This window comes from Xanthomonas graminis pv. graminis (assembly GCF_030168915.1).
GTDB lineage: Bacteria > Pseudomonadota > Gammaproteobacteria > Xanthomonadales > Xanthomonadaceae > Xanthomonas_A > Xanthomonas_A translucens.
This window is the reverse complement of sequence record NZ_CP076255.1, coordinates 2,026,127-2,051,401: the sequence shown is the minus strand read 5'-3', so window position 1 is coordinate 2,051,401 and position 25,275 is coordinate 2,026,127. Positions and strand designations below refer to the sequence as shown.

21 protein-coding genes, 3 tRNA genes and 4 pseudogenes are annotated in these 25,275 nt (G+C 66.0%); 13 read left to right on the top strand and 15 right to left on the bottom strand.

Annotation, left to right across the window (positions count from 1 at the left end):
- The first annotated feature begins 20 nt into the window (after positions 1–20).
- The 8 genes from KHF85_RS09010 to KHF85_RS08975 all read left to right on the top strand — a co-directional run bounded on the left by KHF85_RS09010 (position 21) and on the right by KHF85_RS08975 (position 4,760).
- The gene (locus KHF85_RS09010; protein ID WP_284569302.1) at positions 21–500 is read left to right on the top strand and encodes a peroxiredoxin; all 480 of its coding nucleotides are present in this window, start codon (positions 21–23) and stop codon (positions 498–500) included.
- An 84-nt stretch (positions 501–584) separates the two neighbouring features.
- Positions 585–1,985 carry a PhoH family protein gene (locus KHF85_RS09005; RefSeq protein ID WP_064542220.1) on the top strand — a complete coding sequence of 467 codons (1,401 nt, stop codon included), beginning with the start codon at positions 585–587 and terminating at the stop codon, positions 1,983–1,985.
- Positions 1,982–2,476, top strand: a complete 495-nt coding sequence (locus KHF85_RS09000; protein WP_284569301.1) for a hypothetical protein — start codon at positions 1,982–1,984, stop codon at positions 2,474–2,476. The genes KHF85_RS09005 and KHF85_RS09000 overlap by 4 nt, the downstream gene beginning before the upstream one ends.
- Positions 2,477–2,560: 84 nt before the next feature.
- Complete coding sequence (locus KHF85_RS08995) at positions 2,561–3,229, top strand: YoaK family protein (RefSeq protein ID WP_284569300.1); 669 nt, start codon at positions 2,561–2,563, stop codon at positions 3,227–3,229.
- 43 nt (positions 3,230–3,272) lie between these two features.
- Positions 3,273–4,082, top strand: coding sequence for a bifunctional hydroxymethylpyrimidine kinase/phosphomethylpyrimidine kinase (gene thiD, locus KHF85_RS08990; protein WP_284569299.1), 810 nt, complete (start codon positions 3,273–3,275; stop codon positions 4,080–4,082).
- A gap of 2 nt (positions 4,083–4,084) precedes the next feature.
- Positions 4,085–4,381, top strand: a complete 297-nt coding sequence (locus KHF85_RS08985) for a hypothetical protein (protein ID WP_284569298.1) — start codon at positions 4,085–4,087, stop codon at positions 4,379–4,381.
- Positions 4,382–4,443: 62 nt separating this feature from the next.
- Positions 4,444–4,520 (top strand) — tRNA-Arg (locus tag KHF85_RS08980).
- 163 nt (positions 4,521–4,683) lie between these two features.
- Positions 4,684–4,760: transfer RNA gene (locus KHF85_RS08975), tRNA-Arg, on the top strand.
- Positions 4,761–4,843: 83 nt separating this feature from the next.
- Here the strand turns inward: KHF85_RS08975 and KHF85_RS08970 are convergent.
- Both KHF85_RS08970 and KHF85_RS08965 read right to left on the bottom strand, forming a co-directional pair.
- The gene (locus KHF85_RS08970; protein WP_284569297.1) at positions 4,844–5,833 is read right to left on the bottom strand and encodes a DedA family protein/thiosulfate sulfurtransferase GlpE; all 990 of its coding nucleotides are present in this window, start codon (positions 5,831–5,833) and stop codon (positions 4,844–4,846) included.
- A gap of 105 nt (positions 5,834–5,938) precedes the next feature.
- Positions 5,939–6,865, bottom strand: a complete 927-nt coding sequence (locus KHF85_RS08965) for a LysR substrate-binding domain-containing protein (protein ID WP_284569296.1) — start codon at positions 6,863–6,865, stop codon at positions 5,939–5,941.
- Between the two features lie 161 nt (positions 6,866–7,026).
- Here KHF85_RS08965 and KHF85_RS08960 point away from each other — a divergent pair, with 161 nt between their 5' ends.
- The 3 genes from KHF85_RS08960 to KHF85_RS08950 all read left to right on the top strand — a co-directional run bounded on the left by KHF85_RS08960 (position 7,027) and on the right by KHF85_RS08950 (position 10,654).
- Entirely contained in the window at positions 7,027–7,728 is a 702-nt protein-coding gene (locus KHF85_RS08960) for a pirin family protein (protein ID WP_284569295.1), read from the top strand.
- Between the two features lie 213 nt (positions 7,729–7,941).
- The gene (glgX, locus tag KHF85_RS08955; RefSeq protein WP_284569294.1) at positions 7,942–10,083 is read left to right on the top strand and encodes a glycogen debranching protein GlgX; all 2,142 of its coding nucleotides are present in this window, start codon (positions 7,942–7,944) and stop codon (positions 10,081–10,083) included.
- 400 nt (positions 10,084–10,483) lie between these two features.
- On the top strand, positions 10,484–10,654 hold the full coding sequence (locus KHF85_RS08950) for a CsbD family protein (RefSeq protein WP_009604403.1): 171 nt from the start codon (positions 10,484–10,486) through the stop codon (positions 10,652–10,654).
- A gap of 517 nt (positions 10,655–11,171) precedes the next feature.
- Here KHF85_RS08950 and KHF85_RS08945 read toward each other — a convergent pair.
- Positions 11,172–11,384, bottom strand: a complete 213-nt coding sequence (locus KHF85_RS08945; protein WP_284569293.1) for a hypothetical protein — start codon at positions 11,382–11,384, stop codon at positions 11,172–11,174.
- 12 nt (positions 11,385–11,396) lie between these two features.
- On the opposite strand from KHF85_RS08945, the gene KHF85_RS08940 reads away from it, so the two are divergent.
- Positions 11,397–12,353 (top strand): IS30 family transposase, encoded by a 957-nt coding sequence (locus tag KHF85_RS08940; protein ID WP_009597007.1) that lies wholly within the window; start codon positions 11,397–11,399, stop codon positions 12,351–12,353.
- Here the strand turns inward: KHF85_RS08940 and KHF85_RS08935 are convergent.
- Positions 12,328–12,585: a hypothetical protein gene (locus KHF85_RS08935; RefSeq protein ID WP_284569292.1), complete on the bottom strand. Its 258-nt coding sequence runs from the start codon at positions 12,583–12,585 to the stop codon at positions 12,328–12,330. The genes KHF85_RS08940 and KHF85_RS08935 overlap by 26 nt on opposite strands.
- Positions 12,586–12,902: 317 nt before the next feature.
- Between KHF85_RS08935 and KHF85_RS08930 the strand changes: the two genes are divergently transcribed.
- A complete protein-coding gene (locus tag KHF85_RS08930) occupies positions 12,903–13,859 on the top strand; it encodes an IS30 family transposase (RefSeq protein ID WP_009597007.1) in 957 nt (318 codons plus the stop codon).
- Here the strand turns inward: KHF85_RS08930 and KHF85_RS20625 are convergent.
- The 11 genes and pseudogenes from KHF85_RS20625 to lexA all read right to left on the bottom strand — a co-directional run bounded on the left by KHF85_RS20625 (position 13,834) and on the right by lexA (position 25,152).
- Positions 13,834–16,388 (bottom strand): annotated as a pseudogene (locus KHF85_RS20625) (RHS repeat-associated core domain-containing protein). The gene KHF85_RS08930 and the pseudogene KHF85_RS20625 sit on opposite strands and share 26 nt — an antisense overlap.
- A gap of 1,179 nt (positions 16,389–17,567) precedes the next feature.
- Positions 17,568–17,735, bottom strand: a pseudogene (locus tag KHF85_RS20620) (DUF6531 domain-containing protein); the annotation flags it as partial.
- Positions 17,736–17,744: 9 nt separating this feature from the next.
- Positions 17,745–18,230 carry a hypothetical protein gene (locus tag KHF85_RS08915; protein WP_284569291.1) on the bottom strand — a complete coding sequence of 162 codons (486 nt, stop codon included), beginning with the start codon at positions 18,228–18,230 and terminating at the stop codon, positions 17,745–17,747.
- 278 nt (positions 18,231–18,508) lie between these two features.
- Positions 18,509–18,751 (bottom strand): annotated as a pseudogene (locus KHF85_RS08910) (H-NS family nucleoid-associated regulatory protein); the annotation flags it as partial.
- Between the two features lie 414 nt (positions 18,752–19,165).
- Positions 19,166–19,303, bottom strand: a pseudogene (locus KHF85_RS20485) (DUF6538 domain-containing protein); the annotation flags it as partial.
- 81 nt (positions 19,304–19,384) lie between these two features.
- Positions 19,385–19,477 (bottom strand) — tRNA-Ser (locus KHF85_RS08905).
- 81 nt (positions 19,478–19,558) lie between these two features.
- On the bottom strand, positions 19,559–19,771 hold the full coding sequence (gene csrA / locus KHF85_RS08900; RefSeq protein WP_003474074.1) for a carbon storage regulator CsrA: 213 nt from the start codon (positions 19,769–19,771) through the stop codon (positions 19,559–19,561).
- A gap of 137 nt (positions 19,772–19,908) precedes the next feature.
- A complete protein-coding gene (alaS, locus tag KHF85_RS08895; RefSeq protein ID WP_284569290.1) occupies positions 19,909–22,557 on the bottom strand; it encodes an alanine--tRNA ligase in 2,649 nt (882 codons plus the stop codon).
- A gap of 106 nt (positions 22,558–22,663) precedes the next feature.
- Positions 22,664–23,161 (bottom strand): recombination regulator RecX, encoded by a 498-nt coding sequence (recX, locus tag KHF85_RS08890; protein ID WP_284569289.1) that lies wholly within the window; start codon positions 23,159–23,161, stop codon positions 22,664–22,666.
- A gap of 120 nt (positions 23,162–23,281) precedes the next feature.
- Positions 23,282–24,331: a recombinase RecA gene (gene recA, locus KHF85_RS08885; RefSeq protein ID WP_003471577.1), complete on the bottom strand. Its 1,050-nt coding sequence runs from the start codon at positions 24,329–24,331 to the stop codon at positions 23,282–23,284.
- Between the two features lie 185 nt (positions 24,332–24,516).
- Positions 24,517–25,152 carry a transcriptional repressor LexA gene (gene lexA / locus KHF85_RS08880; protein WP_053113659.1) on the bottom strand — a complete coding sequence of 212 codons (636 nt, stop codon included), beginning with the start codon at positions 25,150–25,152 and terminating at the stop codon, positions 24,517–24,519.
- Between the last annotated feature and the right edge of the window lie 123 nt (positions 25,153–25,275).

The following is a 25,275-nucleotide window of genomic DNA, read 5'->3' as shown; positions in this document are numbered from 1 at the left end:
ATGCACGCGGAGGACACCCCATGAAAGACGGCGACACCCTGGATCGCACCACGCTGGCATTGCCGCTGGCCTTGTCCGGCGGCGCCAGCGCCACGCTCGGCGATTACGCCGGCCGCTGGCTGGTGCTGTATTTCTATCCGAAGGACAGCACCCCCGGCTGCACCACCGAGGGCATCGACTTCAATGCGCTGCTACCGCAGTTCGAGCAGGCCAATGCCGCCGTGCTCGGCGTCTCGCGCGATTCGCTGAAATCGCACGACAATTTCTGCGCCAAGCAGGGTTTCCGCTTCCCGCTGGTCAGCGACGCCGACGAGGCCCTGTGCCGCGCGTTCGACGTGATCAAGGAAAAGAACATGTACGGCCGCCAGGTGCTCGGCATCGAGCGCAGCACCTTCCTGATCTCGCCTTCGGGCCTGCTGCTGCGCAGCTGGCGCAAGGTCAAGGTTCCCGGCCACGCCCAGGCCGTGTACGACGCGCTGCAGGCCGCCGCCCAGCAGTGATCATTCGCGCTTCCCGCACGTCGCATCACCCTGCCCTGCGCAGGCGGTGATGGTCTTTCCCTGTCCCACTCCCAGGAATCCACGATGACCCGAGGCAAGCGCATCTACGTGCTGGATACCAACGTGCTGATGCACGACCCGACCGCGCTGTTCAAGTTCGAGGAACACGACGTGTTCCTGCCGATGCAGGTGATCGAGGAGCTGGACAACGCCAAGAAGGGCATGTCCGAAGTCAGCCGCAACGCGCGCCAGGTCAGCCGTTTCCTCAACGAGCTGATCGAGGGCGCCGGCGCCGAACAGATCGAGTCGGGCATCCCGCTCAGCCATCCGCAGGGCATCCAGCTCAAGAGCAGCGGCAGCATCGGCCGGCTGTACTTCCAGATCCGCCCGGTCGAGCCTGGGCGCAGCTTCGGCACCGTGGCGCCGGACAACAAGATCCTGGCCGCGGTGCTGGCACTGCGCGAGGAAGGCCCGGAAACGCCGGTGATCCTGGTGTCCAAGGACATCAACCTGCGGATCAAGGCGGCGATCAGCGGCCTGATCGCCGAGGATTACGAGAACGACCGCGCGCTCGACGATTTCAGCCTGCTGTACACCGGCGCGATCGAGCTGCCGGAGGATTTCTGGCAGAAGCACAACCAGGACCTGCGCAGCTGGAGCGACAAGGGCCGCACCTGCTACGAGATCGCGCTGGCCAACGACGAGGACTGGTATCCGAACCAGTACTTGTACCTGCCCGGCGACGACGAAGTGGAACTGCGCGTGGTCAAGGTCAGCGGCGAGCGCAAGGCGACGCTGGCCCTGGTCGACGATTTCCGCAGCGGTCAGCACGCGGTGTGGGGCATCGCCGCACGCAACCGCGAGCAGAACTTCGCGCTCAACGCGCTGATGGACCCGGAGATCGACTTCGTCACCCTGCTCGGCACCGCCGGCACCGGCAAGACCCTGCTGGCGCTGGCGGCGGGACTGGCGCAGACCATGGACCAGCAGCGCTACCGCGAGATCATCATGACCCGCGCCACGGTCAGCGTCGGCGAGGACATCGGTTTCCTGCCCGGCACCGAGGAAGAGAAGATGACGCCGTGGATGGGCGCGCTGACCGACAACCTGGAAGTGCTGACCCACAACCAGGAAGGCGGCGCCTGGGGCCGTGCGGCGACCAACGACCTGCTCGCCAGCCGGATCAAGATCCGCTCAATGAACTTCATGCGCGGGCGCACCTTCCTGTCGCGCTACCTGATCCTGGACGAAGCACAGAACCTGACCCCCAAACAGATGAAGACGCTGATCACCCGCGCCGGCCCCGGCACCAAGATCGTGTGCTTGGGCAACGTCGAGCAGATCGACACGCCGTACCTGACCGAGACCACCTCGGGCCTGACCTATGCGGTGGACCGGTTCAAGGCCTGGCCGCACAGCGCGCACGTCACCCTGCGCCGCGGCGAACGCTCGCGCCTGGCCGACTACGCTTCGGAGGTGCTATGAACGCCGCCAACGCACGCCGCCTTGGCGGCGCAGCCCTGGTCCTGGCCCTGCTCGGCGCATGCAGCACCGCGCGCGGGCCGGCCAGGGTGCCGACCGCGATCAAGGTCGGGCAATCGTGGATCGTCACCCGCAACAGCGCCGCCGCCGAGGTGCTCGACCCCTGCTCGCGCGACAGCCCGGCACGCCAGGGCGGCGTGCTGAGCGGCTACTGGGTTCCGACGATCGAGCAGATCGCACAGCTGGAAGCACGCCTGCCGCAACTGCAGCCGACCATTGCCGCTCCGGCCAGTGCCGACCGCCAGTACGTCGGCATCCTCTACCGCGGCAAACACGCGATCTACGTCAACGCGTTCAAGCCGCATGACGACAGGGACGTGGATCCCAGCGTCGATGCTGTGCGCGTGTGCGGTGGCGGCAGCGGCTTCTGGGGCGCGGTGTTCGATCCTGACAGCGGCACCTTCTCCGAGATCGCCGTCAACGGCGCGAAGTAGGCCGCACCCCATGCGCCGGCCGGCCTCGCCCAGCCCGTCGCGCGCCGCGCGGCGGCGGCGGCGGCGGCGGCGGCGGCGCGGCGCATGAACGTCGAACTGCCGCGCTGGGCCTGGGTGTTCGCCGGCGCGCTGGCCTGCGTCGCCGGCATGGTCAACGTGGTCGGCTACCTGGGCTTCGAGCACCAGGCGGTGACCCACCTGACCGGCACCACCACTCTGCTCGGCGCGGCGCTGGCCGACGGCGACCTGCGCGTGATCGGCCAGTTGCTCGGCGTGGTCCTGGCCTTCCTCGGCGGCGCCGTGCTCAGCGGCATCGTGGTGCAGGACAGCCGCCTGCGCCTGGGCCGCCGCTACGGCGTGGCGCTTGCCTTGGAAGCATTGCTCCTGCTGGCGGCGATGCAGGCGTTCAAGCAGCAACAACTGCTCGGCGCGCTGTTCGCGGCGAGCGCCTGCGGGCTGCAGAACGCGATGACCACCACCTACAGCGGCGCAGTGGTGCGCACCACCCACCTGACCGGCATGTTCACCGACCTGGGCATCGGCCTGGGCCAGGCGCTGCGCGGCCTGCCGTTGCCGCGGCGGCGCATCCGCCTCAGCCTGCTGATCATCGGCGGCTTCCTGCTCGGCGGCGTGCTCGGCGCCTGGGCCTACCGCCAGGTCGGCTTCGATGCGCGGCTGGCGCCGGCGCTGCTGACCGGCCTGGTCGGAACCGGCTATGCGCTGCAGGCCCACTACCGGCGCCACGCGCGTTGAACGCGCAGTCGCCAAGCCACGGCCGGCGCTGCACAATCGGCGCATGAGCGAACCCACCGTCGTCTCCGCACTGAGCATCGCCGGCACCGACTCGGGCGGCGGCGCCGGCATCCAGGCCGACCTGAAGACCTTCGCCGCGCACCGCGTGCACGGCCTGTCGGCGGTGGCCGCACTGACCGCGCAGCACACCCGCGGGGTCAGCGCGGTGCACGTGCCGCCGCTGCCGTTCCTGCGCGCACAGATCGACGCCTGCTTCGCCGATTTCGACATCGGCGCGGTCAAGCTCGGCATGCTCGCCAATGCCGCGGTGATCCACCTGGTGGCCGATGCGCTGGAGCAATACCGTCCGCCGTTCGTAGTGCTGGATCCGGTGATGGTCGCCACCAGCGGCGCCAAGCTGCTCGAGGACGACGCGCTGGATGCGCTGCGCCATCGCCTGTTGCCGCTGGCGACGCTGGTCACCCCGAACGCCCCGGAAGCGCAGCTGCTGCTGGGCCGCACGATCGAGCACGGCGACGACGCCGAGCACGCCACCGCCGCGCTGCTCGCAGCCGGCGCGCAGGCGGTGCTGCTCAAGGGCGGCCACCTGGACGAAGGCCCGCGGGTGATCGACCGCTACGACGACGGCGTCAGCCGCAGCGACTTCAGCCATGTGCGGCTGGCACTGCAGGCGCACGGCACCGGCTGCACCCTCGCCGCCGCGATCGCCGCGCAACTGTGCCAGGGCCTGGCGCTGCCGGTGGCCTGCGAGGCGGCGATCGACTACGTCGCGCGTGCGCTGCAGGGCGGCTACCGCCCCGGCCGCAGCGAGGCGGTGGTGCTGGACCACTTCGGCGCCGCGCGCCACGCGTGAGCATGCACGCGCTGGCGAGCGCGGCGCTGCCGGCCCGCGTCGGCGATGGCCAGCGCGGGTCGCTGCTCGCACGCATTCCCGCGACGCGGCGCCAGGCGCTGCTGAGGCTGCCGGCGCTCGGCGTAGCCGCGCGCCATTTGGATGGCGCCGGAGACCCCGCTGCTCGCCCTGCTGCGCAAAATGATGCGGCGCAGGCTCGATCTGCACTCACGGATGCGGCCCAGCTGGGCGCCCCCCCTTTCGCCGGGATGCAACGGCCGGCGGCCGTGGCGCAGGCCCTGCCCGGCAGCGCAGGCTGATTTTTTTCGCGAAGGGCATTGACGGGTCCAGGCGACTCGGTAATAATTCCGCTCCTGACGACGCGCCCGTAGCTCAGTTGGATAGAGTACCTGGCTACGAACCAGGCGGTCGGGAGTTCGAATCTCTCCGGGCGCACCAGTCAGATGAAAAACGACAGACTCGGTTTGTCGTTTTTTTTTTGCGTGTTCGCCGGCCATTTGCAGGCGTGCGCGCGCAACGTGGCGCGCAGCCCGACGGCGCATCGGCGCATGCCGCTGTAGACGAATCGGCAGAACTCGGGAATAATCCCGCGCCTGACGACGCGCCCGTAGCTCAGTTGGATAGAGTACCTGGCTACGAACCAGGCGGTCGGGAGTTCGAATCTCTCCGGGCGCACCAGTCAGATGAAAAACGACAAGCCTGCGCTTGTCGTTTTTTTTGCCTTGCGTTTGCCTCTGCCCGCGGCTTGAGCGCGCGCGCCTTTACGCAGCGACCTTGCCGCCGACATCGGGCGCCTGCGCTACCGCGCTGCCGTCCAGCCCGATCACCGCATAGCCCGCCGCACGCCACGCGTGCAGCCCGCCGCGCAGCGGCAGCACATCCTCGTAGTGACGCTGGCGCAGGCGCGTGGCCAGCACCGCCGCCGACACCTCGTTCGGGCAGGCGCAATAGATGACGATCTTGCGATCGCGCGGCAACGCCGCGACGATGGCGTCGATGCGGCGATCGTCCACCTCCAGCGCACCGGGAATCGCGAACGGCTCGATCGCCCGATAGCCCGGCGCGCGGATGTCCAGCAGCACCGGCACCGCCTCGCCCTGCATCAACGCGTACAGTTCGTCGACGTCGATGCGCAACGTCTCCATCGACTTCAGCAACGCATGCCGGCGCCACGCGCGATAGCCGATATAGAGCACGAGCAGGCCCGCCAGCAGCAGCACCGCGCGCGTGCCGAGCAGGCTCAGCCAGTCCAGCACGTCCTGCACCTGGTCGGCGAAGGCCAGGCCCAGAAGCAGCCCGCAACCGGCCCACAGCGCCGCGCCCAGCGCGTCGTAGCGCAGGAACTGACCAGGCCGCACCCGCATCGCCCCGGCCATCGGCACCGACACCATCGACAGGCCGGGCACGAACTTGGCCACCGCCAGCACGCGCACGCCCCAGCGGGTGTAGAAGCGCTCGGTCTGCTTCATGCAGGTATCGCGCGACAGCGACAGCCGGCACAGCGACTGCAGCGTGCGGTTGCCGTAGCGGCGGCCGGCGCCGAACCAGACCAGGTCGCCGATCAGGCTGGCCACGATCGAGACCGACAACGCGGCCAGCAACCCGCTCCACACCGCGCTGCCGTGGAGCAGCGCATAGGTCGCACCGACCAGGATCAGCGTCGGCAATGCCGGCACCGGCAGGCCCAGCGACAAGGCCAGCACATTGACGAAGACCAGGCCCAGGCCGTAACGCGCGATCAGTTCTTGCATGGCCGTGCCTGCGCCTGGGAGAAGAAAGGATGCGGCATTATCCTCCCGGCAGCGACGCCCGGCGCGCGCAACGCCACAGCACCGGCGGAACAGACCCGCCCACCCTCAGTCCAATCGCGCCTGCAACTGCGCCAGCCACGCCTCGAACACGCCGGGCTGGCGCATGCGCGTGCGCCACCAGGCCAGCGCCGCGCCTTCCTCGCCGCTGCGCCACGCCAGCTGGAACACCTCGTCCGGCTTCGGCTCCTCGACCTGCTTGCGCAGCAGCGCGCCGCACGCCAGCGCCGCCCGCGCGTAGGGTTCGGGCAGGAAACCGAAACCCAGGCCGGCCAAGTGCAGCAGGTACTTGCTGCGCATGTCCGGCACGGTCAGCGCGTCCTGGCCGAACAGCAGCCCGACCGTGCGCGGCAGCAGCCGCCGCGCCGAATCGGCAACCGCGATCGCACGATGCTCGGCCAGCTGGCTGCGGCCGAGCGGCTCGGCCGCCTGCGCCAGCGGATGGGTGGGCGCGACCACGAATACGAACGCCAGCGTGCCGAAGGGTTCGGCCACATAGCCACCGCCGCTGGGGCCCTCCCCGGCCGCGCCGAGCAGCAAGTCCACGCGCCGGTCCAGCAGCGCCTCCCAGGTGCCGGACAGCGATTCCTGCACGATCCGCAGCCGGGTCCGGTCGGCGACCGCATAGAACGCGGCGATGTCCTCGGCCAGGCAGTCCGGCGCGAACAGCGAATCCAGACCCAGCGCGAACTCGGTCTCCCAGCCGGAGGCGACGCGGCGCACGCGCAGTTCCAGATCGGCGGCCGCGCGCAGCAGGTGCCGGCCCTCGCGCAGCAACTCGGCCCCGGCCGCGGTGAGCACCACCTTCGGCCCCAGGCGCTCGAACAACTGCACGCCCAGGTCCTGCTCCAGCTTGGCCACCGTGTAGGAAATCGTGGACGGCACCTTGTACAGCGCCTTGCCGGCCGCCGAGAACGAGCCGCGGCGGTCGATGGCGTCGATGATCTGCAGCGCGTCGAGGCTGATCATGAGCATTCGAATTTTTCGATGATAGGTACCGAATCTATCCGTTTTTCAAACCCGGTGATAGTGCGGATACTCGTCATCAGCGCTAGACAGCCACGACATCAAGCGGATATCGCGAGCGTCCTGCCTATCGATCCACTTGCACATACCGCCACTACCGGGAGCTTCCCATGTTGCAGATCCGCACCAGCGATAGCCGCGGCCGCGCCGAGCACGGCTGGCTGTCCTCGCGCCACACCTTCTCCTTCGGCCACTACCACGACCCGCGCCACATGGGCGTCGGGCCGCTGCGGGTGATCAACGAGGACCGGGTGCAGCCGGGCCAGGGCTTCGGCACCCATGCGCATCGCGACATGGAAATCCTCTCCTACGTGCTCGACGGCGCGCTGGAGCACAGGGACAGCATGGGCAACGGCTCGGTGCTGCGCTACGGCGACGTGCAGCGCATGAGCGCCGGCTCCGGCGTGACCCACAGCGAGTTCAACCACTCCGCCAGTGAGCCGCTGCACTTCCTGCAGATCTGGCTGCTGCCGGAACGTGCCGGGATCGCCCCCGGCTACGAGGGAAAGCACTTCACCGCGCAGACCAAGCGCGGCCAGCTGCGCCTGATCGCCGCGCCGCAGGGCGAGGACGGCGCGGTGCGGATCCACCAGGATGCGCGGATCTATGCGGCGATCCTGGACGGCGCCGAGCGCATCGCCTACCCGCTGGCCAGCGGACGCGGCGCCTACGTGCAGGTCCTCCGCGGTGCGCTGACGGTCAATGGCCAGGCACTGCAAGCAGGCGACGCAGCGCAGATCGTCGACGAGACCGAACTGGACTTCGCTGACGCGCAGGACGCGGAATTCCTGCTGTTCGACCTGCCGCGCTGAACCGCTGCGCCAGCCCGAGTGCTGCCGCAGCACAGGCCGCACACGAAGCATCTGCCCGATGGCGGATGCTTCGCATTGGCGCAGCGGATTCGGCGCCGTACCGCGCGCTCCCCACGCCTCCCTCGGAAGGCCATGACGCGTCCTGCACGGCACCCGCGTCAATGCTTGTGCTCTTTTCCCCATGCCGGCATGCCGGCCGAGAGCCCTCCCCCGATGCGCCCCCCCCCCGCCAGCGCCGTCTACGCCACTCCCTCGCGCATCCGCCAAGGACGCCCCTTTCCCCGCGGCGCCGTGTTCGACGGCCAGGGCACCAACTTCGCCCTGTTCTCCGCGCACGCCACGCGCGTAGAGCTGTGCCTGTTCGACGACGCCGGCGCGGAAACGCGGCTGGACCTGCCCGAGTACAGCAATGAGATCTGGCACGGCTACCTGCCCGACGTGCAACCCGGCCAGCGCTATGGCTATCGCGTGCACGGCCCGTATGCGCCCGGCGAGGGTCACCGCTTCAATCACAACAAGCTGCTGCTCGACCCCTACGCCCGCGAAATCGAGGGCGACCTGATCTGGGCCAACGAACTCTACGGCTACACCGTCGGCCACCCGGATGGCGACCTCAGCTTCGACGAACGCGACAGCGCGCCGTTCATGCCCAAGTGCGTGGTGGTCGAGGACACCTACGACTGGGGCGACGACGCGCGCCTGCAGACCCCGTGGAGCGACACCCTGGTGTACGAGATGCACGTGCGCGGCTACACCATGCGCCACCCGCAGGTGCCGCAGGAACTGCGCGGCACCTGCGCCGGACTGGCCCAGGAACCGGTGCTGCGCTACATCAAGGCGCTGGGCGTCAGCGCGGTGGAACTGCTGCCGGTGCACGCCTATCTCGACGACCAGCACCTGCTCGACAAGGGCCTGCGCAACTACTGGGGCTACAACACCCTGGGCTTCTTCGCGATCAAATCGCGCTACCTGGCCAGCGGCCACCGCGACGAGTTCCGCGACATGGTCAAGGCCATGCACCGCCAGGGCCTGGAGGTCATCCTCGACGTGGTCTACAACCACACCGCCGAAGGCAGCGAACTCGGCCCGACCCTGTCGTTCCGCGGCATCGACAACGCCAGCTATTACCGCCTGGCCGAGGACAAGCGCTACTACATCAACGACACCGGCACCGGCAACACCTTGAACCTGAGCAACTCGCGGGTGATCCAGCTCGTCAACGACTCGCTGCGCTACTGGGCCGGCGAGATGCACGTGGACGGCTTCCGCTTCGACCTGGCCACCATCCTCGGCCGCGAACCCACCGGCTTCGACCAGCGCGGCGGCTTCCTGGACGCCTGCAACCAGGATCCGCTGCTGTCGGAAGTGAAGCTGATCGCCGAGCCCTGGGACTGCGGCCCGGGCGGCTACCAGGTCGGCCACTTCCCGCCGGGCTGGTCGGAGTGGAACGACAAGTTCCGCGACAACGCCCGCGCCTTCTGGAAGGGCAACGACGGCATGCTGGCCGAGTTCGCGACCCGCTTCACCGGCTCAGCCGACCTGTTCGATCGCCGCGGCCGCCGCCCGTGGGCCTCGCTCAACTTCATCACCGCGCACGACGGCTTCACCCTGCGCGACCTGGTCAGCTACAACGACAAGCACAACGACGCCAACGGCGAGGACAACCGCGACGGCTCCAACAACGACGGCTCCTGCAACTACGGCGCGGAAGGCGCCAGCGACGACGCCGACATCCTGCAACTGCGCGAACGGCAGAGCAAGAACCTGCTGGCCACGCTGCTGCTGGCGCAAGGCACGCCGATGCTGCTGGCCGGCGACGAGCGCGCCCAGACCCAGGGCGGCAACAACAACACCTATTGCCAGGACAACGAGATCACCTGGCTCGACTGGGACAACGACCCCACTGAGGGCCGACTGACCGACTTCGTCAAGGCGCTGAGCGCCTTGCGCAAGCGCTACCCGATCCTGACCCGCGGGCGCTTCCTCAACGGCCAGTACAACGAAGAAGCCGGCGTGCGCGACCTGACCTGGCTCAATCCCGGCGGCACGGAGATGGAAGAGGCGCACTGGACCGAGGCCGGCGCGCGTGCGATCGGACTGGTGCTGGAAGGCAAGGCGCAGACCTCCGGAGTCAAGGAGCTGGCCAACGACGACACGCTGCTCATCGTCATCAATGCCTACCACGAAGGCGTGAACTTCGTGCTGCCGTCGGCCGAGCAGGAACTGCACTGGAAGCTGGTGCTGTCCACCGACGAGACATTGCAGGCTGACACGATGCCGGCAGGCGCCAGCGACTTCATGGCGCCGCCGCGCAGCGTCAGCGTGTTCGAGTACCAGGCGCCGCAGCCCGGTTGACGATCCGCAAGCCGCGAGTCGGTCGTCGCGAAGCGACTTGGGCAAGTGCGGCGCAGGAAGTAGCCGCCGGGAGAGACAAACGCCTCGGCGCCCGTTTGCAATCACCCGCCTCGCATGGCGCGCGCAAGGCGGAGCGCGGGCCATGCTGAGAAAAGCGACAACGCCGCCAACAGGCGATTGCCGGCCTTTCCCAAGGCTGGCCGGATGGCGAAAGCACCGATCAGCGTGATTGGCGCCTGGCGACGCAACCGCGCTGGATTGGAACATCGCCCCGACACTCAAACTTTCCAGCGCCTAAACGTCGCTCTCGAATGCGCTCGATCTTCACCGAAGGCACACCGCACTGCGCGCAGCGTGGCGATGCCCGCTCAAGGGCATTCACTTACTCGCGGAGTTAACGATGGACAAGAATCGCACTGAAGGCGCCAAGAACCAGATCAAGGGCACCGTTAAAGAAGTTGTCGGCAAGGTCACCGGCAACAAGCTGAAGGAAGTCGAAGGCAAACTTCAGAACGGCGCCGGCAAGATCCAGAGCGAAGTCGGCAAGGCGCGCGACAACGCCCGCAACTGAGCAACGACGCATGCCTCGGGGCCTTGCAGCACAAAGCTGCCCAAGCATTGATCCAGCCCGGATCCATCTGAGGGCCGATGCTGCGAAGCCTCGAGCATGCATGGCGCTGCTGCAACAGCAAGCGCACAGTGGATCGCAGCACGGCCGAACACCTGGCCGGTGCTGCGCTTGACGACTTTGCGACCGAAGCGCGCCTGCAGGATCCGCAGGAATGCGCAAACGAACGTAGAGGCGGCCGGTCTCGCCGCGCGTGATGTCTTGCGGCCGACTGCCTTCTCACGCCCGCCCCTACCTGGCCAAGGGCTCTCAGGCGCAAAAAGCAAAGGCCTCGCATGCGAGGCCTCTAGTCGTTGGCGCTTGGGTGGAGGTTCTGGCCCCCGTCCCCAACCATGGTGGGTGAAGTGGCCTGACGACGGAGACAGATTGCCATGAAGAGCGCAGATATGCGATCAGTTGAAGGCTGACCGCAGCATCAAAAAGCTCCTACGCGGACCTGAGATCTCGCCTTGCATAGCCTTCACTTCTTGCAAGTCGAATAGGCTTTTTTCTCAAAATCTCCATCCAAGCGCACGCTCTCCTTAAGTTTATCAATCGCGCGGCAAGCAGGGGTCAATCCATTGACTGGGAACGAGTAAATTTCTTTTTCTTTACTGGCGGCTTCAACTCCGATTCGCAACACCAACGGTTGTGAAGTGGCCCGGCGACCTGACTTGAGCGACTTCACCGCCAAGTGGAGTTGCCCATGTCATCCAGCCGCCTGGACCAGGCCGAACGATACCGTTTGCATGCGTTATATGAAACCGGGATGTCGATGCGGGCCATCGCCGATGCGTTGGAGCGCGCGCCCAGCACGATCAGCCGCGAACTGCGCCGCAATCAGCACGCTCGGCACTATCTGCCAGATCACGCACAGCGCATCAGCGAGCATCGGCGCACGCAGGCCAGCCGGCGTCCACGCATCGACGCTGAGCGCATCGCACAGATCGAGGTCCTGCTGAGCGAGGACTTCAGCCCGGAACAGATTGCCGGTCGCACCGGCCTGGCCAGTCACGAATGGATCTATCGGCACATCTACGCTGACCACAAGCGCGGTGGCCAGTTGTTCACGCATCTACGCAAGCGCCGCCGCAAGCGCCGTCGGCGGGGCGTGCGCGATGGCCGCGGACAGCTGACACATCGGCGCAGCTGGACACAGCGCCCCAGCGTGGTGGAGCAGCGAAGCCGCATCGGCGACTGGGAGCTGGATACCCTCCGGGCCTCACACGGAAAGGCCGTGGTGGTCAGCATGACCGAACGCCGCAGTCGCCTGCATCTGCTGGCTTACTCGCCTGACGGCACCGCCGAGAACGTGCGCAACGCCATCGTCCAGCGCCTGGGCGGCCTAGGCCACACGGTGCACACCCTCACCGCCGACAACGGCAAGGAATTCGCCGATCATCGGCTCATTGCCGCCTGCTTGCAGAGCGACTTCTATTTTGCAGATCCGTACTGCGCATGGCAGCGAGGCAGCAACGAAAATGCCAACGGATTGACGCGCCAGTACTTGCCACGACACATCGATTTCAGCACCATCACCGATGCGCACCTGCGATGGATCGAACAGCGACTCTACAATCGTCCGCGCAAGATACTCGGATTCAAAACGCCCCTCGAAGTCTTCTCCGAGGAGGTCCTCAACAGCGTTGCGAATCGGAGTTGAATCCGCCACTCAATTTGTTCAATGCCCACCAAACACGCTCCCCCCCCACTCGGAAACGCACAGCACTTTGACCCTCAATCTTCGCGACAAGCAGATCACTTTTGTTTTCCGTATATTGGAGGTCAAGCGCCTGCAAGTTTCCATATACAGTCTTTTCGCCAACCGAGCAGCCAACTCCGTTCATCAATATGGCAAAAACAAAGACCGACAATGAAATTATTTTCACCTTCATTCTCCATTCTTATATTAATGACTCGGATTGTAACTTGAGAGACCAGCAGGAACCCTGCCACCCTTGGGCATAAGGTAATAGCCACTCTTGGCATCGCTGCCCAATAAATTCATGAATGTGCTGCTTGGAAGTATAGAGTCACCAGCATCGATTCCAATACTGCTCAACCCGGCTTCAACTGTCGTTGCGCAATTACTAGAGAAAACATGATACGGGTTTTTTGCATCGGCGGCTTCAACTCCGATTCGCAACACCAACGGTTGTGAAGTGGCCCGGCGACCTGACTTGAGCGACTTCACCGCCAAGTGGAGTTGCCCATGTCATCCAGCCGCCTGGACCAGGCCGAACGATACCGTTTGCATGCGTTATATGAAACCGGGATGTCGATGCGGGCCATCGCCGATGCGTTGGAGCGCGCGCCCAGCACGATCAGCCGCGAACTGCGCCGCAATCAGCACGCTCGGCACTATCTGCCAGATCACGCACAGCGCATCAGCGAGCATCGGCGCACGCAGGCCAGCCGGCGTCCACGCATCGACGCTGAGCGCATCGCACAGATCGAGGTCCTGCTGAGCGAGGACTTCAGCCCGGAACAGATTGCCGGTCGCACCGGCCTGGCCAGTCACGAATGGATCTATCGGCACATCTACGCTGACCACAAGCGCGGTGGCCAGTTGTTCACGCATCTACGCAAGCGCCGCCGCAAGCGCCGTCGGCGGGGCGTGCGCGATGGCCGCGGACAGCTGACACATCGGCGCAGCTGGACACAGCGCCCCAGCGTGGTGGAGCAGCGAAGCCGCATCGGCGACTGGGAGCTGGATACCCTCCGGGCCTCACACGGAAAGGCCGTGGTGGTCAGCATGACCGAACGCCGCAGTCGCCTGCATCTGCTGGCTTACTCGCCTGACGGCACCGCCGAGAACGTGCGCAACGCCATCGTCCAGCGCCTGGGCGGCCTAGGCCACACGGTGCACACCCTCACCGCCGACAACGGCAAGGAATTCGCCGATCATCGGCTCATTGCCGCCTGCTTGCAGAGCGACTTCTATTTTGCAGATCCGTACTGCGCATGGCAGCGAGGCAGCAACGAAAATGCCAACGGATTGACGCGCCAGTACTTGCCACGACACATCGATTTCAGCACCATCACCGATGCGCACCTGCGATGGATCGAACAGCGACTCTACAATCGTCCGCGCAAGATACTCGGATTCAAAACGCCCCTCGAAGTCTTCTCCGAGGAGGTCCTCAACAGCGTTGCGAATCGGAGTTGAATCCGCCATCGCTTTTGATTTTTTCAACCAACTCTGCCTCTTGTTTCTGAGTAGTTTTAAGAGTGACTACCTCCACAAATCTATCGCCAAGCTGGTCTGACATGTATTTATCAAAGCTTGACCCCCAGTCATGGCTAGTTCCTCGGCTGTAGATGCCACGGCCAGTCACCGCGACAGCTATATGCCCAAAAGGGTTTCCTGGCGCAAACCCCGACAATATTACCGCCGTCTCTAGACCATAATAATCTACCGAGCCCATAGGGCCACTCAGCACGTATGCATAAGTGCTGCTACATCCACTCAGCCCGATTAGATCGCTTTGCGAATACCGCCCAGTGACAGCATCATAGTCTCGGAAATAGTTCTGGTTAAGCCCCGTCGCACCGTCATAGCGCTGCCCCGGAAAGCGCATGCCGAACACGAACGCCGTGCCATCGCGATCCGCGTCCTGGTCCGGCGGCGTGTTGCCGAACGCTTCGCCCTTGATGTCCCACTTCCAGATCGCCACGTCGCGCACCGGTCGATGACCGTCCGCGGCGTGCCGAGGTGGTCCGGCTGCACGTAGTTCAAGGCAGTGCCGGCCAGCACACCCACCGGCAGGTCGTCGAGCCAGATGGCTTGCTGGAGCGCCTTGCCGTTGCTGTCGTAGTCGCCCAGCCAGTGCCCGGCTTCGTCGTAGAGCGTGTAGGTGTTGGTCGTGCCGAGGAAGCGACGCACCTGCTCGCCGCGGTCGTTGTAGCGATACTCCATCGCCAGCGTGCCGCCGCGCTTGGCCTGGCTCATGCGCCCGGTCGCATCGTAGGCGAACTCGCGTGCCTTGCCGTCGATGGCCGTGGTGTTGCCCGCCGCATCGTAGCTGCGCGCGGCGCCGGCCTCGCTCGCCAGGCGGTGGCTGTCGGTCGGGTAGCTGTAGGCCTGGGTGCTGCCGTTGACCTGCGCGCTGAGGCGGTTGCCGGTGGCGTCGTAGCTGTAGCCGTCGATCACCGTGCCGGTCGGGCCGTCCTTGAAGGCGGTCAGGCGGCTGAGCGTGTCGTAGCCCAGACTGACCACGGGAGCCGTATTGCCCGGCGCGGTCAGCGCGGTGAGGTTGCCGACCGGGTCGAAGGCGAAGCCGATGTTGAGGCCGTCGCTGCGGCTGCCCTGGATCGCCTGCGGGCGGTAGTCCTGGTCCAGCACGCGCTGCAGCGGCCGGCCGTTGCCGTAGGACCAGCCGGCGATGGGGCCGAATGGGTAATAGTTGGCGCCGCCGAGTAGCTTCTGCCGGGTGCCGCCGGCTGCGGTGACGCCCACTTCCGTCGCCTGGCCCAGCGCATTGCGCACGTAGTCCACCACCGCGCCGTCCGGGTAGGTCACCCGGCTCAGACGGCCGCCCTTGGTGTAGGCATAGCGCACCGTCAGCGCCTTGCCGTTGGTGGTCTGCACCTTGCGCACCAAGCGCCCGAAGCGGTCGTAGCAATACTGGGTCAGGCCGCTGCCGTCCTGCAGCTTGCTGAGGCGACCCAGGGCGAAGGTTTCACCGGTGGCGCAGATGGTCTGGCGGGCGTCGTAGGTATAGCTCGCGATCAGCGCCTTGTCCGCGTAGGTTGCCTTGGCCAGGCGGCCGAGCACGTCGTAGATGTAGCTGGTCTTGGTGGCGCGCGCGTCAGTCTGGGTGAGCAGGTTGCCGGCGCTGTTGTAGGTGTAGCTGGTCACGCCGGTGTCGGGGCTGGTCAGCTTCAGCAGATCGCCGAGGCCGTTGTATTGGTAACTCGTCGCCAGCCCCTTGGGGTCGGTGACCTTGGTGGTGCGGTCCAGCGCGTCATACTCGAACTGGGTCTTCGCGGCGATGCCGCCGACGTCCTGCAGGGCCTGCTTGACCCGGTTCAGCGGGTCGTAGTCGGTCTGCGTCTTGCGCTTGAGGGCATCGGTGACCAGCTGGACGTTGCCGTTGCTGTCGTAGCTGAAGTCGGTGGGATCGGCCTCGGCGGTGGCCTGCGTCGCCAACTGGCCGAGCTTGTTGTAGATCCGCGACAGCGTGTGCTTGAGCGCGCCGGACGCGTCCTTGGTGTCTTCCTTGGCCCGGTTGCCGGAGGCGTCCAGCGTGTAGTGGATGCTGTTGCCGGCACCATCGGTCACGTCGGTCAGGCGATGCGCAGCGTCGTAGCCGTAGGTGACGAACGTTCCGTCGGGATCGGTGACCTTGCTGACGCTGCCCACGGCATCGTAGGCCATGAGCGTGGTCTGATCCTGGTCCGAAGGCGTGCCGTCGGCATTCGCGCGCAGCGTGCTCGATGCCGCCCAGCCGCGCGGGGTGTAGGTGAGGTCGCGGATCAAGCCATTGGCGTCCTGAGTGCGCGTCGGGCGGCCGTTGCGGTCGTAGGCCACATAGGTGGTGGCCCGGCCCAGCGCATCGATCACCTGATACAAGTCCCCTGCCCGATGGCAGGCGCCGCCAGTGCTGACGCAACCGGATTCGTCGGCGGTCAGGTAATAGCGGTAGGTGATGGTGTCGGCCACATCGGTGCGCGGGCCGTCCTGGCTCAGCACCAGGCCGATCTGCGGGCACTGCGTGCCATCGACGGTATCGCAGTAGCTGGTAATCCACTGACGCACGCCGGCAGGTGCCTTGGCCGCGCTGCCGCAGCTGTAGCTCATGGCCTCGGACACCGACGGATCGGCCAAGCAGCGCGCGGTTTGCTGACCGCGTGTGTTGTAAGCCCATGCCGTCTTGGCCACGGTCTTGCCGGCGGCATCGAGCACCACGCGGGTCAACGGCACGCGCAGGCTGGCGTTCCAGGTGGTGTTGGTGGTACGCTGCTGGGCGGTGCCCGAGGCATCGATCTGCTGGGTCAGCAAGCCCCCCGCCGCGTAAGTTGTCTTGGTGACGTTGTCCTTGAAGTCCGTCACCGACGCCGGATACCCGTTGTCGTCGTAGGTCAGCGACTTCCACGGCTGGTTGCATTGTTCGCCGCATGCCACATCGGCCCCCGTCGGCTTCAACGCGCCGTAGCCGCTGTCGGTGTAGGTCAGGTAGACCTGCGTGCCGAGTGGCGAGGTGACCGTGGCCGGGGTGGCCCAGTTCGAGGTGGAGGCCGAATACTCGACCGTGATGGCATCGACGTTGCCGGCGAAACTTGAGGCAATCGCATTGCCACTACTGGCGTAGCGCGTGGTTTCGAAGCGCACGCCCTTCTCGTCGATGACGCCGGTCAGCGCCGTCGGCTGACTTTTGTTGGAGGTGAGCGACGCCTCGTTGTAGACGTATTGACGCGTCTTGCCGTCCGGATACTGCACGGAGGTCAGATTGCCGGTGCTGTCGTAGCCATAGGTCAGCGTGCCGCCGTCGGGCAACGTGACGGTGCGCAGGCGGTTGTTGCTGTCGTAGGCGAAGCTCAGCGAGCGGCCGCCGGCATCGGTGACCCGCTGCAGCAGGTTCGGTGGCGGTTTGGTGCCGGCCACAGGCGGCAGGTCGCTGTAATCCAGGGTCAGCACGGTCTGGCCCATGCGATCGAAGACCGAGCGCAGCAGGCCAGCGGTATCGTAGATCTCGGTCTGCTGGGTCGCCGCCACGGCCAGGGAGTAGCCCAGCAACACGCCGGCGCTGTCGCGGCGCTCGGTCAAGCTATCGGCGATGTCCGGATCCGGCGTCCATGCTCCATTGTTAGGACGAAACCGTTCCACCCCACCGTCGGGACGTTGGACATCGATCCGGCTGCCGCCATTGGCGGTCCCCGAAAGCATCAGATCCAGCTTGCGCTCGAAGGAATGACGCCACTGCTTGCCCAGCGCAACAGAAGTCACGAAGGTCTTGCTGTTGTAGAAGCGGCGCAGGGTCAGCCAGGTCGGCGAGTCGTAGTCGGTGTCCTGGCGGAAAAAATTGCCGGTGGCCGTGTTGATCGGATCGCCTTAGAAGGCGGTGCCCCGGTGCACCCCATCCTGCTTCAGCGCCGCGTTGCCGCTGCTGCCATGCGGGCCGGTGTTGTCGCCGGCCTGGCCCAGCCCGCCGGTGCACATGGTGTTGCAACTGCCCGTGTTCTTGACCGGCTGACCTTCGCCCGAAATCTTGTCGTTGGCGTAGACATCGCCCCACCAATGCCCGTTGGAATACACGCTCGCGGCCGCGAAGCCGTCGCTGTAGGAAACGGTAAAGACGGGCGGTTTTTCGCAGCCATTGGATTGGCACAGACGCATGGCGCCATCGATGATGAACTGCACCGCCTCGTTCACGGTTGGAAACGATTGCGAACCGCTCGTGGAATCGCCCGTATAAGGCGGTCCGTATTGCGTCCGCGGCGTAGCCGCAAAACTGGAGGGAACACTCAGCACGCCGGTAAGCAGCAACAGGCAGGCCATGCCGATACAGCGAGAGAGGCGAACGGGAGAGTTCGACATTGCGTCATCCTTGAGCTTGGATAGAGTTGTAGGCGGGGCAACCGCGTTGCGCGGGCATTGCCCGGCACCAGCAAATCTTAGCGATCTTTGTTGCAAATTTTGAGACAGCCAGAAATTTTTTCCGGCCGACCGGCCGACCGGCCGGCCCAGCCCAGCTAGCAACCGGGCAACCCCGTGAGGCCCCACCTCAACCGCGACGCCCACCGCTCTGCCAAGCTCAAGGGTGACCCGTGAGCCTACGCTCTACCGAGAGCTGACTTCCTGCGAGGAACCAGCGCTTAGACCGGATACTTCGGGAACTTCTCGTCCGGGTGACTGACCTTCCACTGCTTGTAGGCAGCGGTGCCCTCCCACGCCTTGAACGCCCTAGGAGGACGGCCCAGTCCGCTCCAGGTCTCATGGGTATGGGGCAACCAATACTTGGGGGTGACTTCCTTCTTGGCCTGGGTCGGAGCAGCCTTGCGGCCACGGCCCGGGCTGCTGGCGCCAATGGCAACCGCCAGCTCGGCCTTGCGCTGGCTGGCGACGAAGACCTCCAGGTCCTTTAGGGCCCGGGTCTTCTGAACGATGGTCTTGGCGGTGTTCTTGCCCTGGATGCTGACCAGATAGTTGTCGCGCGCATCTGCGAGGGTCAGGCCGACAGTGCGAGCCTCACCGATGGGCTTGACGACCCTGCGCGGCGGGAACGGCGCCAGCGCGGGCACCGAGTGCTCCGCCGCCAACTTCTGGAACAACGACAAATCGTTCTGGTCGTTGATCTCCACCTGCCCGAACGAGGCCCCGCCCGGCAGCTTCACGTCCTTGAGGATGAGCTCGAGCGACGACGTGCCCTCCAGGCTCCTCAAGAGCTCATCCAGCTCCGATCCCATGCTGCCGTTCCTGATGGCTGCGAAGGCTCGAGCATACCGCTGCTGCATCAGCAACGCGTAGCCAAGCGCGGCGCGATCGCACGTCGTGCCAGTGCTGCGCTTGACGACTTTGCGACCGAAGCGCGCCTGCAGATCCGCAGGAATGCGCAAACGAACGTAGTAGCGGCCGGTCTCGCCGCGGGTGAGGTAGTGCGCTACTCGCATGGAAGTGTCCAAGCAAGTGTCCAAGGCGCGGAAAAAGAAAAACGCCCACAAATCGTTGATTTGCGGGCGGTTTCTTGACAATGGCGGAGTGAGAGGGATTCGAACCCTCGATAGAGCTTTTGACCCTATACTCCCTTAGCAGGGGAGCCCCTTCAGCCGCTCGGGCATCACTCCGGATTTATGCGTTGCGGATATTCCGCGACCGGGCGCGAAGGATAACGGTTTGTAGGGCCTCAGGTAAACCCTTTCGACGCATCAATCGGAAGATTGATCGTCATGGCCGCCGCCATGCGACGTCGGCTCGTCGCCACGCTGGATGCGCTGATAGATTTCTTCGCGATGCACCGGGACGTCCTTCGGTGCGGTGATGCCAATACGCACTTGATTGCCCTTGACCCCGAGCACTGTCACGGTGACCAAATCGCCGATCATCAAGGTTTCGCCTACCCGGCGAGTCAGGATCAACATTTTTAAAATTCTCCAGGGAACCGGTGATTCCCACTGGTACGGCGTCCCGACATGGGCCGCCCCATCACGAAAGGGAACAAAGAAGATCGATGTTAAGGGAAGCCGCGCCCTGCCAGCAAGGCGGCGCGAGTTCGTGTTCAGGGGAGATGTTGCTTGACCCAGGCAGGCACGCCCTCGAGCGCAAGCGCAAGGGCGGGCCCGTCCTCGCCACCACCCTGGGCGAGGTCCGGGCGGCCGCCGCCCTTGCCCGAGATTTGACTGGCGATATGGCCCAGCAGTTCCCCGGCCTTGACCGGGCCCATTGGGCTGCCATTCACCCCGGCGACCAGGGCTGCCTTGCCCTCGCTGGCGCCGGCCAGCACGATCACGCTGTCGCCCAGCTGCTGCTTGAGGCGGTCCATCGCCTCGCGCAAGGCTTTGGCGTCGAAGCCTTCCAGGCGCACCGCGAGCACCTTCACCCCGGCCACCTCGACCGCGGCGGCGGCCAGGTCGGCGGTGGCGCCGGACGCCAGCTTGGCCTTCACCGCCTCCAGCTCGCGCTCCAGACGCTTGTGCCTGTCGCCCAGCTGGCGAATCTTCTCGACCACATCGCTGGCGCTGCCGCCGACCAGCTCGGCCGCCTCCTGCAGCTTGGCCTCTTCGGCCGCCACATGGTCCAGGGCGCCCTGCCCGGTCACCGCCTCGATGCGGCGCACGCCGGCGGAGACGCCGCCCTCGCTGGTGATTTTGAACAGGCCGATGTCGCCGGTGCGCGCCACGTGCGTGCCGCCGCACAGTTCGGTGGAGTAGTCGCCCATCTTCAGCACGCGCACGCGTTCGCCGTATTTCTCGCCGAACAGCGCCATCGCGCCGAAATCCAGCGCTTCCTGCATGCCCATGTGGTGCACTTCGACCGCATGGTTGGCGCGTACCTGCGCGTTGACCTTGCGCTCGACCACCGCCAGTTCGGCGGCGCTCATCGGCTGGAAGTGCGAGAAGTCGAAGCGCAGCCGGTCCGGCGCGACCAGCGAGCCCTTCTGCTGCACGTGGGTGCCCAGCACCTCGCGCAGCGCGGCATGCAGCAGGTGCGTGGCGGAATGGTTGAGGATGGTGGCGCCGCGGCGGTCGCTGTCGACCTGCGCCGACAGCGTGGCGCCGACCTGCAGGCGGCCGCTGCGCAGCTGGCCGACATGGCCATGGAACTGGCCGGCGAACTTCTGCGTCTCCTCGACCTGGAACAGCACGCCGTCCGCGCTCAACTGGCCCAGGTCGCCGACCTGGCCGCCGGATTCGGCATAGAACGGGGTGCGATCGAGCAGCACGATCGCCGCCTCGCCGGCCTCGACCGACTCGACCGGGCGCCCGTCCTTCAACAACGCGACCACCTTCAGCGCATCGGCCTGCAGCGCGTCGTAGCCGAGGAACCTGGTGGGCAGCAGCTGCGCCACCAGGTCGGCCGGCAAGGTGGTGCCGCCGCCGAACTTGCCGGCCGCGCGCGCGGTTTCGCGCTGGCGCTCCATCGCGCTTTCGAAGCCGGCCATGTCCACGTCCATGCCGCGCTCGCGGGCGATGTCCGCGGTGAGATCGACCGGGAAGCCATAGGTGTCGTACAGGCGGAACGCATCCGCGCCGGGGATGCTGCCGCTGGCGCGGGCGGCGATCTCGTCGAAGATCTTCATGCCCGAATCCAGGGTCTCGGCAAAGCGCTCCTCTTCGGCCTGCAGCGCACGTTGCACGGTGGACAGCGCCGCCGGCAGTTCCGGATAGGCTTCGCCCATCAGCTCGGACAGGGTGGCGGCCATCTTGTGGAAGAAAGGCTGGCGCACGCCGAGCATCCAGCCGTGGCGCAGGGCACGGCGGATGATCCGGCGCAGCACGTAGCCGCGGCCTTCGTTGGACGGCAGTACGCCATCGACGATCAGGAACGCGCAGGCGCGGATGTGGTCGGCGATCACGCGCAGCGACTTGTTCTCCAGGTCGGCCATGCCGGTCAACTCGGAGGCGTGGCGGATCAGCGTCTGGAACAGGTCGATCTCATAGTTGCTGTGCACGTGCTGCAGGATCGCGGCCAGGCGCTCCAGGCCCATGCCGGTATCCACGCACGGCGCCGGCAGCGGCACCAGGGTGCCGTCGGGCTGGCGGTCGAACTGCATGAACACCAGATTCCAGATCTCGATGAAGCGGTCGCCGTCCTCGTCCGGGGAACCCGGGGGGCCGCCGGCGATGTGCGCGCCGTGGTCGTAAAAGATCTCGGTACACGGGCCGCACGGGCCGGTGTCGGCCATCTGCCAGAAGTTGTCCGAGGCATACGGCGCGCCCTTGTTGTCGCCGATGCGCACGATCCGCTCCGGCGGCACCCCGATCATGTCGCGCCACAGCTCGTAGGCCTGCTCGTCGGTGTGGTAGACGGTGACCAGCAGGCGCTCCGCAGGCAGCTTCCAGACCTGGGTCAGCAGTTCCCAGGCCCAGGCGATCGCCTCTTTCTTGAAGTAGTCGCCGAACGACCAGTTACCCAGCATTTCGAAGAAGGTGTGATGGCGCGCGGTATAGCCGACCGCATCCAGGTCGTTGTGCTTGCCGCCGGCGCGCAGACAGCGCTGCACGTCGGCCGCGCGCACGTAGCTGCGCTTCTCGGCGCCGAGGAACACGTCCTTGAACTGCACCATGCCGGAATTGGTGAACAACAGCGTCGGGTCGTTGCCCGGCACCAGCGGCGCGGACGGCACGATGGTATGGCCCTTCCCATTGAAGAATTCGAGGAAGTCGCTGCGGATCTGGGAGGTGGAGAATTTGGCGGGTGCGTTCATGGGCTGGCTATAGACGAGCGGATGGATGTCCGGGCGTATTCCCTCAAGATCAGGGCGTGCCGAAACCGGACAAGACAATCCGCCAAGGTTAGCAGGCCCGGCCCGCTCAGTCCTCCGGCTCGTAGCGCGTGGCTGCGCGGATGCTGTCGCCGTCGAAACCGCGCCGCGCCAGCAGATCGGCGGCCTTGCGCCGTTGCGGCAGGTCCACCGGTCCGGCCGCGCCGAAGCGGCGCTGCACCAGATCGCGGGCGTTTTCGCTCCAGTCGCCGTCGAATGCCGCCATCGCGGTGGCGATGGCCTCGCTGTCCAGGCCATGGGTGCCCAGTTCGGCGCGGATGTGCAACGGGCCGTAGCCGGTATTGGCACGGCTGCGCACCAGCAGTTCGGCGAAGCGGCCATCGTCCTGCCAGCCCTCGCCCGCCAGGCGCTCCACAGCGGCTGCGGCGACGTCCGGCTCCACGCCGCGTGCCCGCAATTTGCGGGTCAGTTCCTTGCGCGAATGTTCGCGACGCACCAGCAGGCCCAAGGCCCGCTGCAACGGCGTCTGTTCCGGCTGCCGGCGGCGCCGGCGCGGTTCCTGTACGTGTTGTTCGTCGTCACCCATGCAGGCTCACCCCGCCACGATCGTCAATGTGCCGTCCCTGGCACCTGCCCTCCTGGCTTGCTCAAGACTGCCGAGGGAGACGAGTGGCACTGACTCCACCGCTCCCCCGGCAGAAGACCATTACGCCTCGGCGTCGGCGTCGGCATCCTCGGCTTCAGCCGCGCTCGGCGCGACTTCCGTCGGCTGGAACTTCTCGCGCAGCTCGCTTTCCAGCTTCGCCGCCACCTGCGGGTTGTCGCGCAGATACTGGCGCGAATTGTCCTTGCCCTGGCCGATGCGCTCGCTGCCGTAGCTGTACCAGGCACCGGCCTTCTCGACCAGCTTGGCTTCCACGCCCATGTCGATCAGCTCGCCTTCGCGGCTGATGCCCTCGCCGTACAGGATCTCGGTGATGACCTGCTTGAACGGCGGCGCCAGCTTGTTCTTGACCACCTTGATCTTGGTCTGGTTGCCGATGATCTCGTCGCCCTTCTTGATCGCGCCGATGCGGCGGATGTCCAGGCGCACCGAGGCATAGAACTTCAGCGCATTGCCGCCGGTGGTCACTTCAGGACTCTGGCCGGGCATCATCACGCCGATCTTCATGCGCAGCTGGTTGATGAACACCACCAGCGTGTTGGAGCGCTTGATGTTGCCTGTCAGCTTGCGCAGCGCCTGGCTCATCAGGCGGGCCTGCAGGCCCGGCAGCTGGTCGCCCATCTCGCCTTCGATTTCGGCCTTCGGGGTCAGCGCCGCGACCGAGTCGACCACGACGATGTCGACCGAGCCCGAACGCACCAGCATGTCGGCGATTTCCAGCGCCTGCTCGCCGGTATCGGGCTGCGAAAGCAGCAGTTCGTCGACGTTGACGCCGAGCTTGCCGGCATAGATCGGGTCCAGCGCATGCTCGGCATCGATGAAGGCCGCGGTGCCGCCCTTCTTCTGGCACTCGGCGATGGCCTGCAGGGTCAGGGTGGTCTTGCCCGAGGATTCCGGACCGTAGATCTCGACGACGCGGCCCTTCGGCAAGCCGCCGATGCCCAGCGCGATATCCAGCATCAGCGAACCGGTCGGAATCACCTCGACGGCCTCGATGATGCGATCGCCCATCCGCATCACCGAACCCTTGCCGAACTGCTTCTCGATCTGGCTCAGGGCGGCAGCGAGCGCGCGCTTCTTGTTCTCGTCCATTTTGGTGTCCTTCGGAGGTGAGGGTGATTTGCGGGGTAGGTTCAATTTAGCGGCCAGGTATCGCACGGGCTGAGACAGTGCGGGGCAAAGAAAAAATAATTCGTCCGGGCAGGTCTACAGCAGCGGCGAACAGCGATGTCGCGGGTCGGGAAAATCCGGCCTGCGGGGTAGTGCAATATCCAAAATCAACGGTTGGGGCGCAGCAGGCCGCAATACAGGCCTTCGATGGCGAAATCCTGGTCCGGCAGCACTTCGATCGGCGCGTAGTCCGGGTTGCGCGGCAGCAGGCGGATGCGGTCTTTGCCGATCTTCAGCAGCTTGACCGTGATCTCCTCGTCGATCCGCGCCACCACGATCTGCCCGGAGCGGGCGTCGCGGGTGCGGTGCACGCCGATCAAGTCGCCGTCGAAGATGCCTTCGTCGCGCATCGAGTCGCCCTGCACCTTCAGCAGGTAGTCCGGTGCCGGCGAGAAGAACACCCGGTCCAGCACCACGAAATCGTCCGAACCGATGTCCGCGCCGATCGGCAGGCCTGCAGCGACCCGCCCCAGCACCGGCAGGCGCAGGATGTCGGCGCTGTCCACCTGCGGTGCCGGTGCCGGCGCGGCCGCGCCGGCCACCAGGCGGATGCCGCGGGCCTGGCCCGGCACGCGACGGATCGCGCCGGCCTGCTCCAGGGCTTCAAGGTGATATTGCGCAGCGCGCACGCCCTTGAAGCCGAAGGCGCGGGCGATCTCGGTCTGCGACGGCGGTGCGCCGTCGTGCTCGATACGCTCGGCGATCAGGTCGAGGATCGCTTGCTGGGTTTCGGTCAGTTCCATGGTTAGTAGTAATACTACTAAAAACGGAAATGGGCAACAGCTGTGTGGATCGGATCTAGGATGGCCGCCACCACGGTTGCCGCGCGCCCTGCTGGATCGGTTGCCGCGCGCCGCATTGGGCTG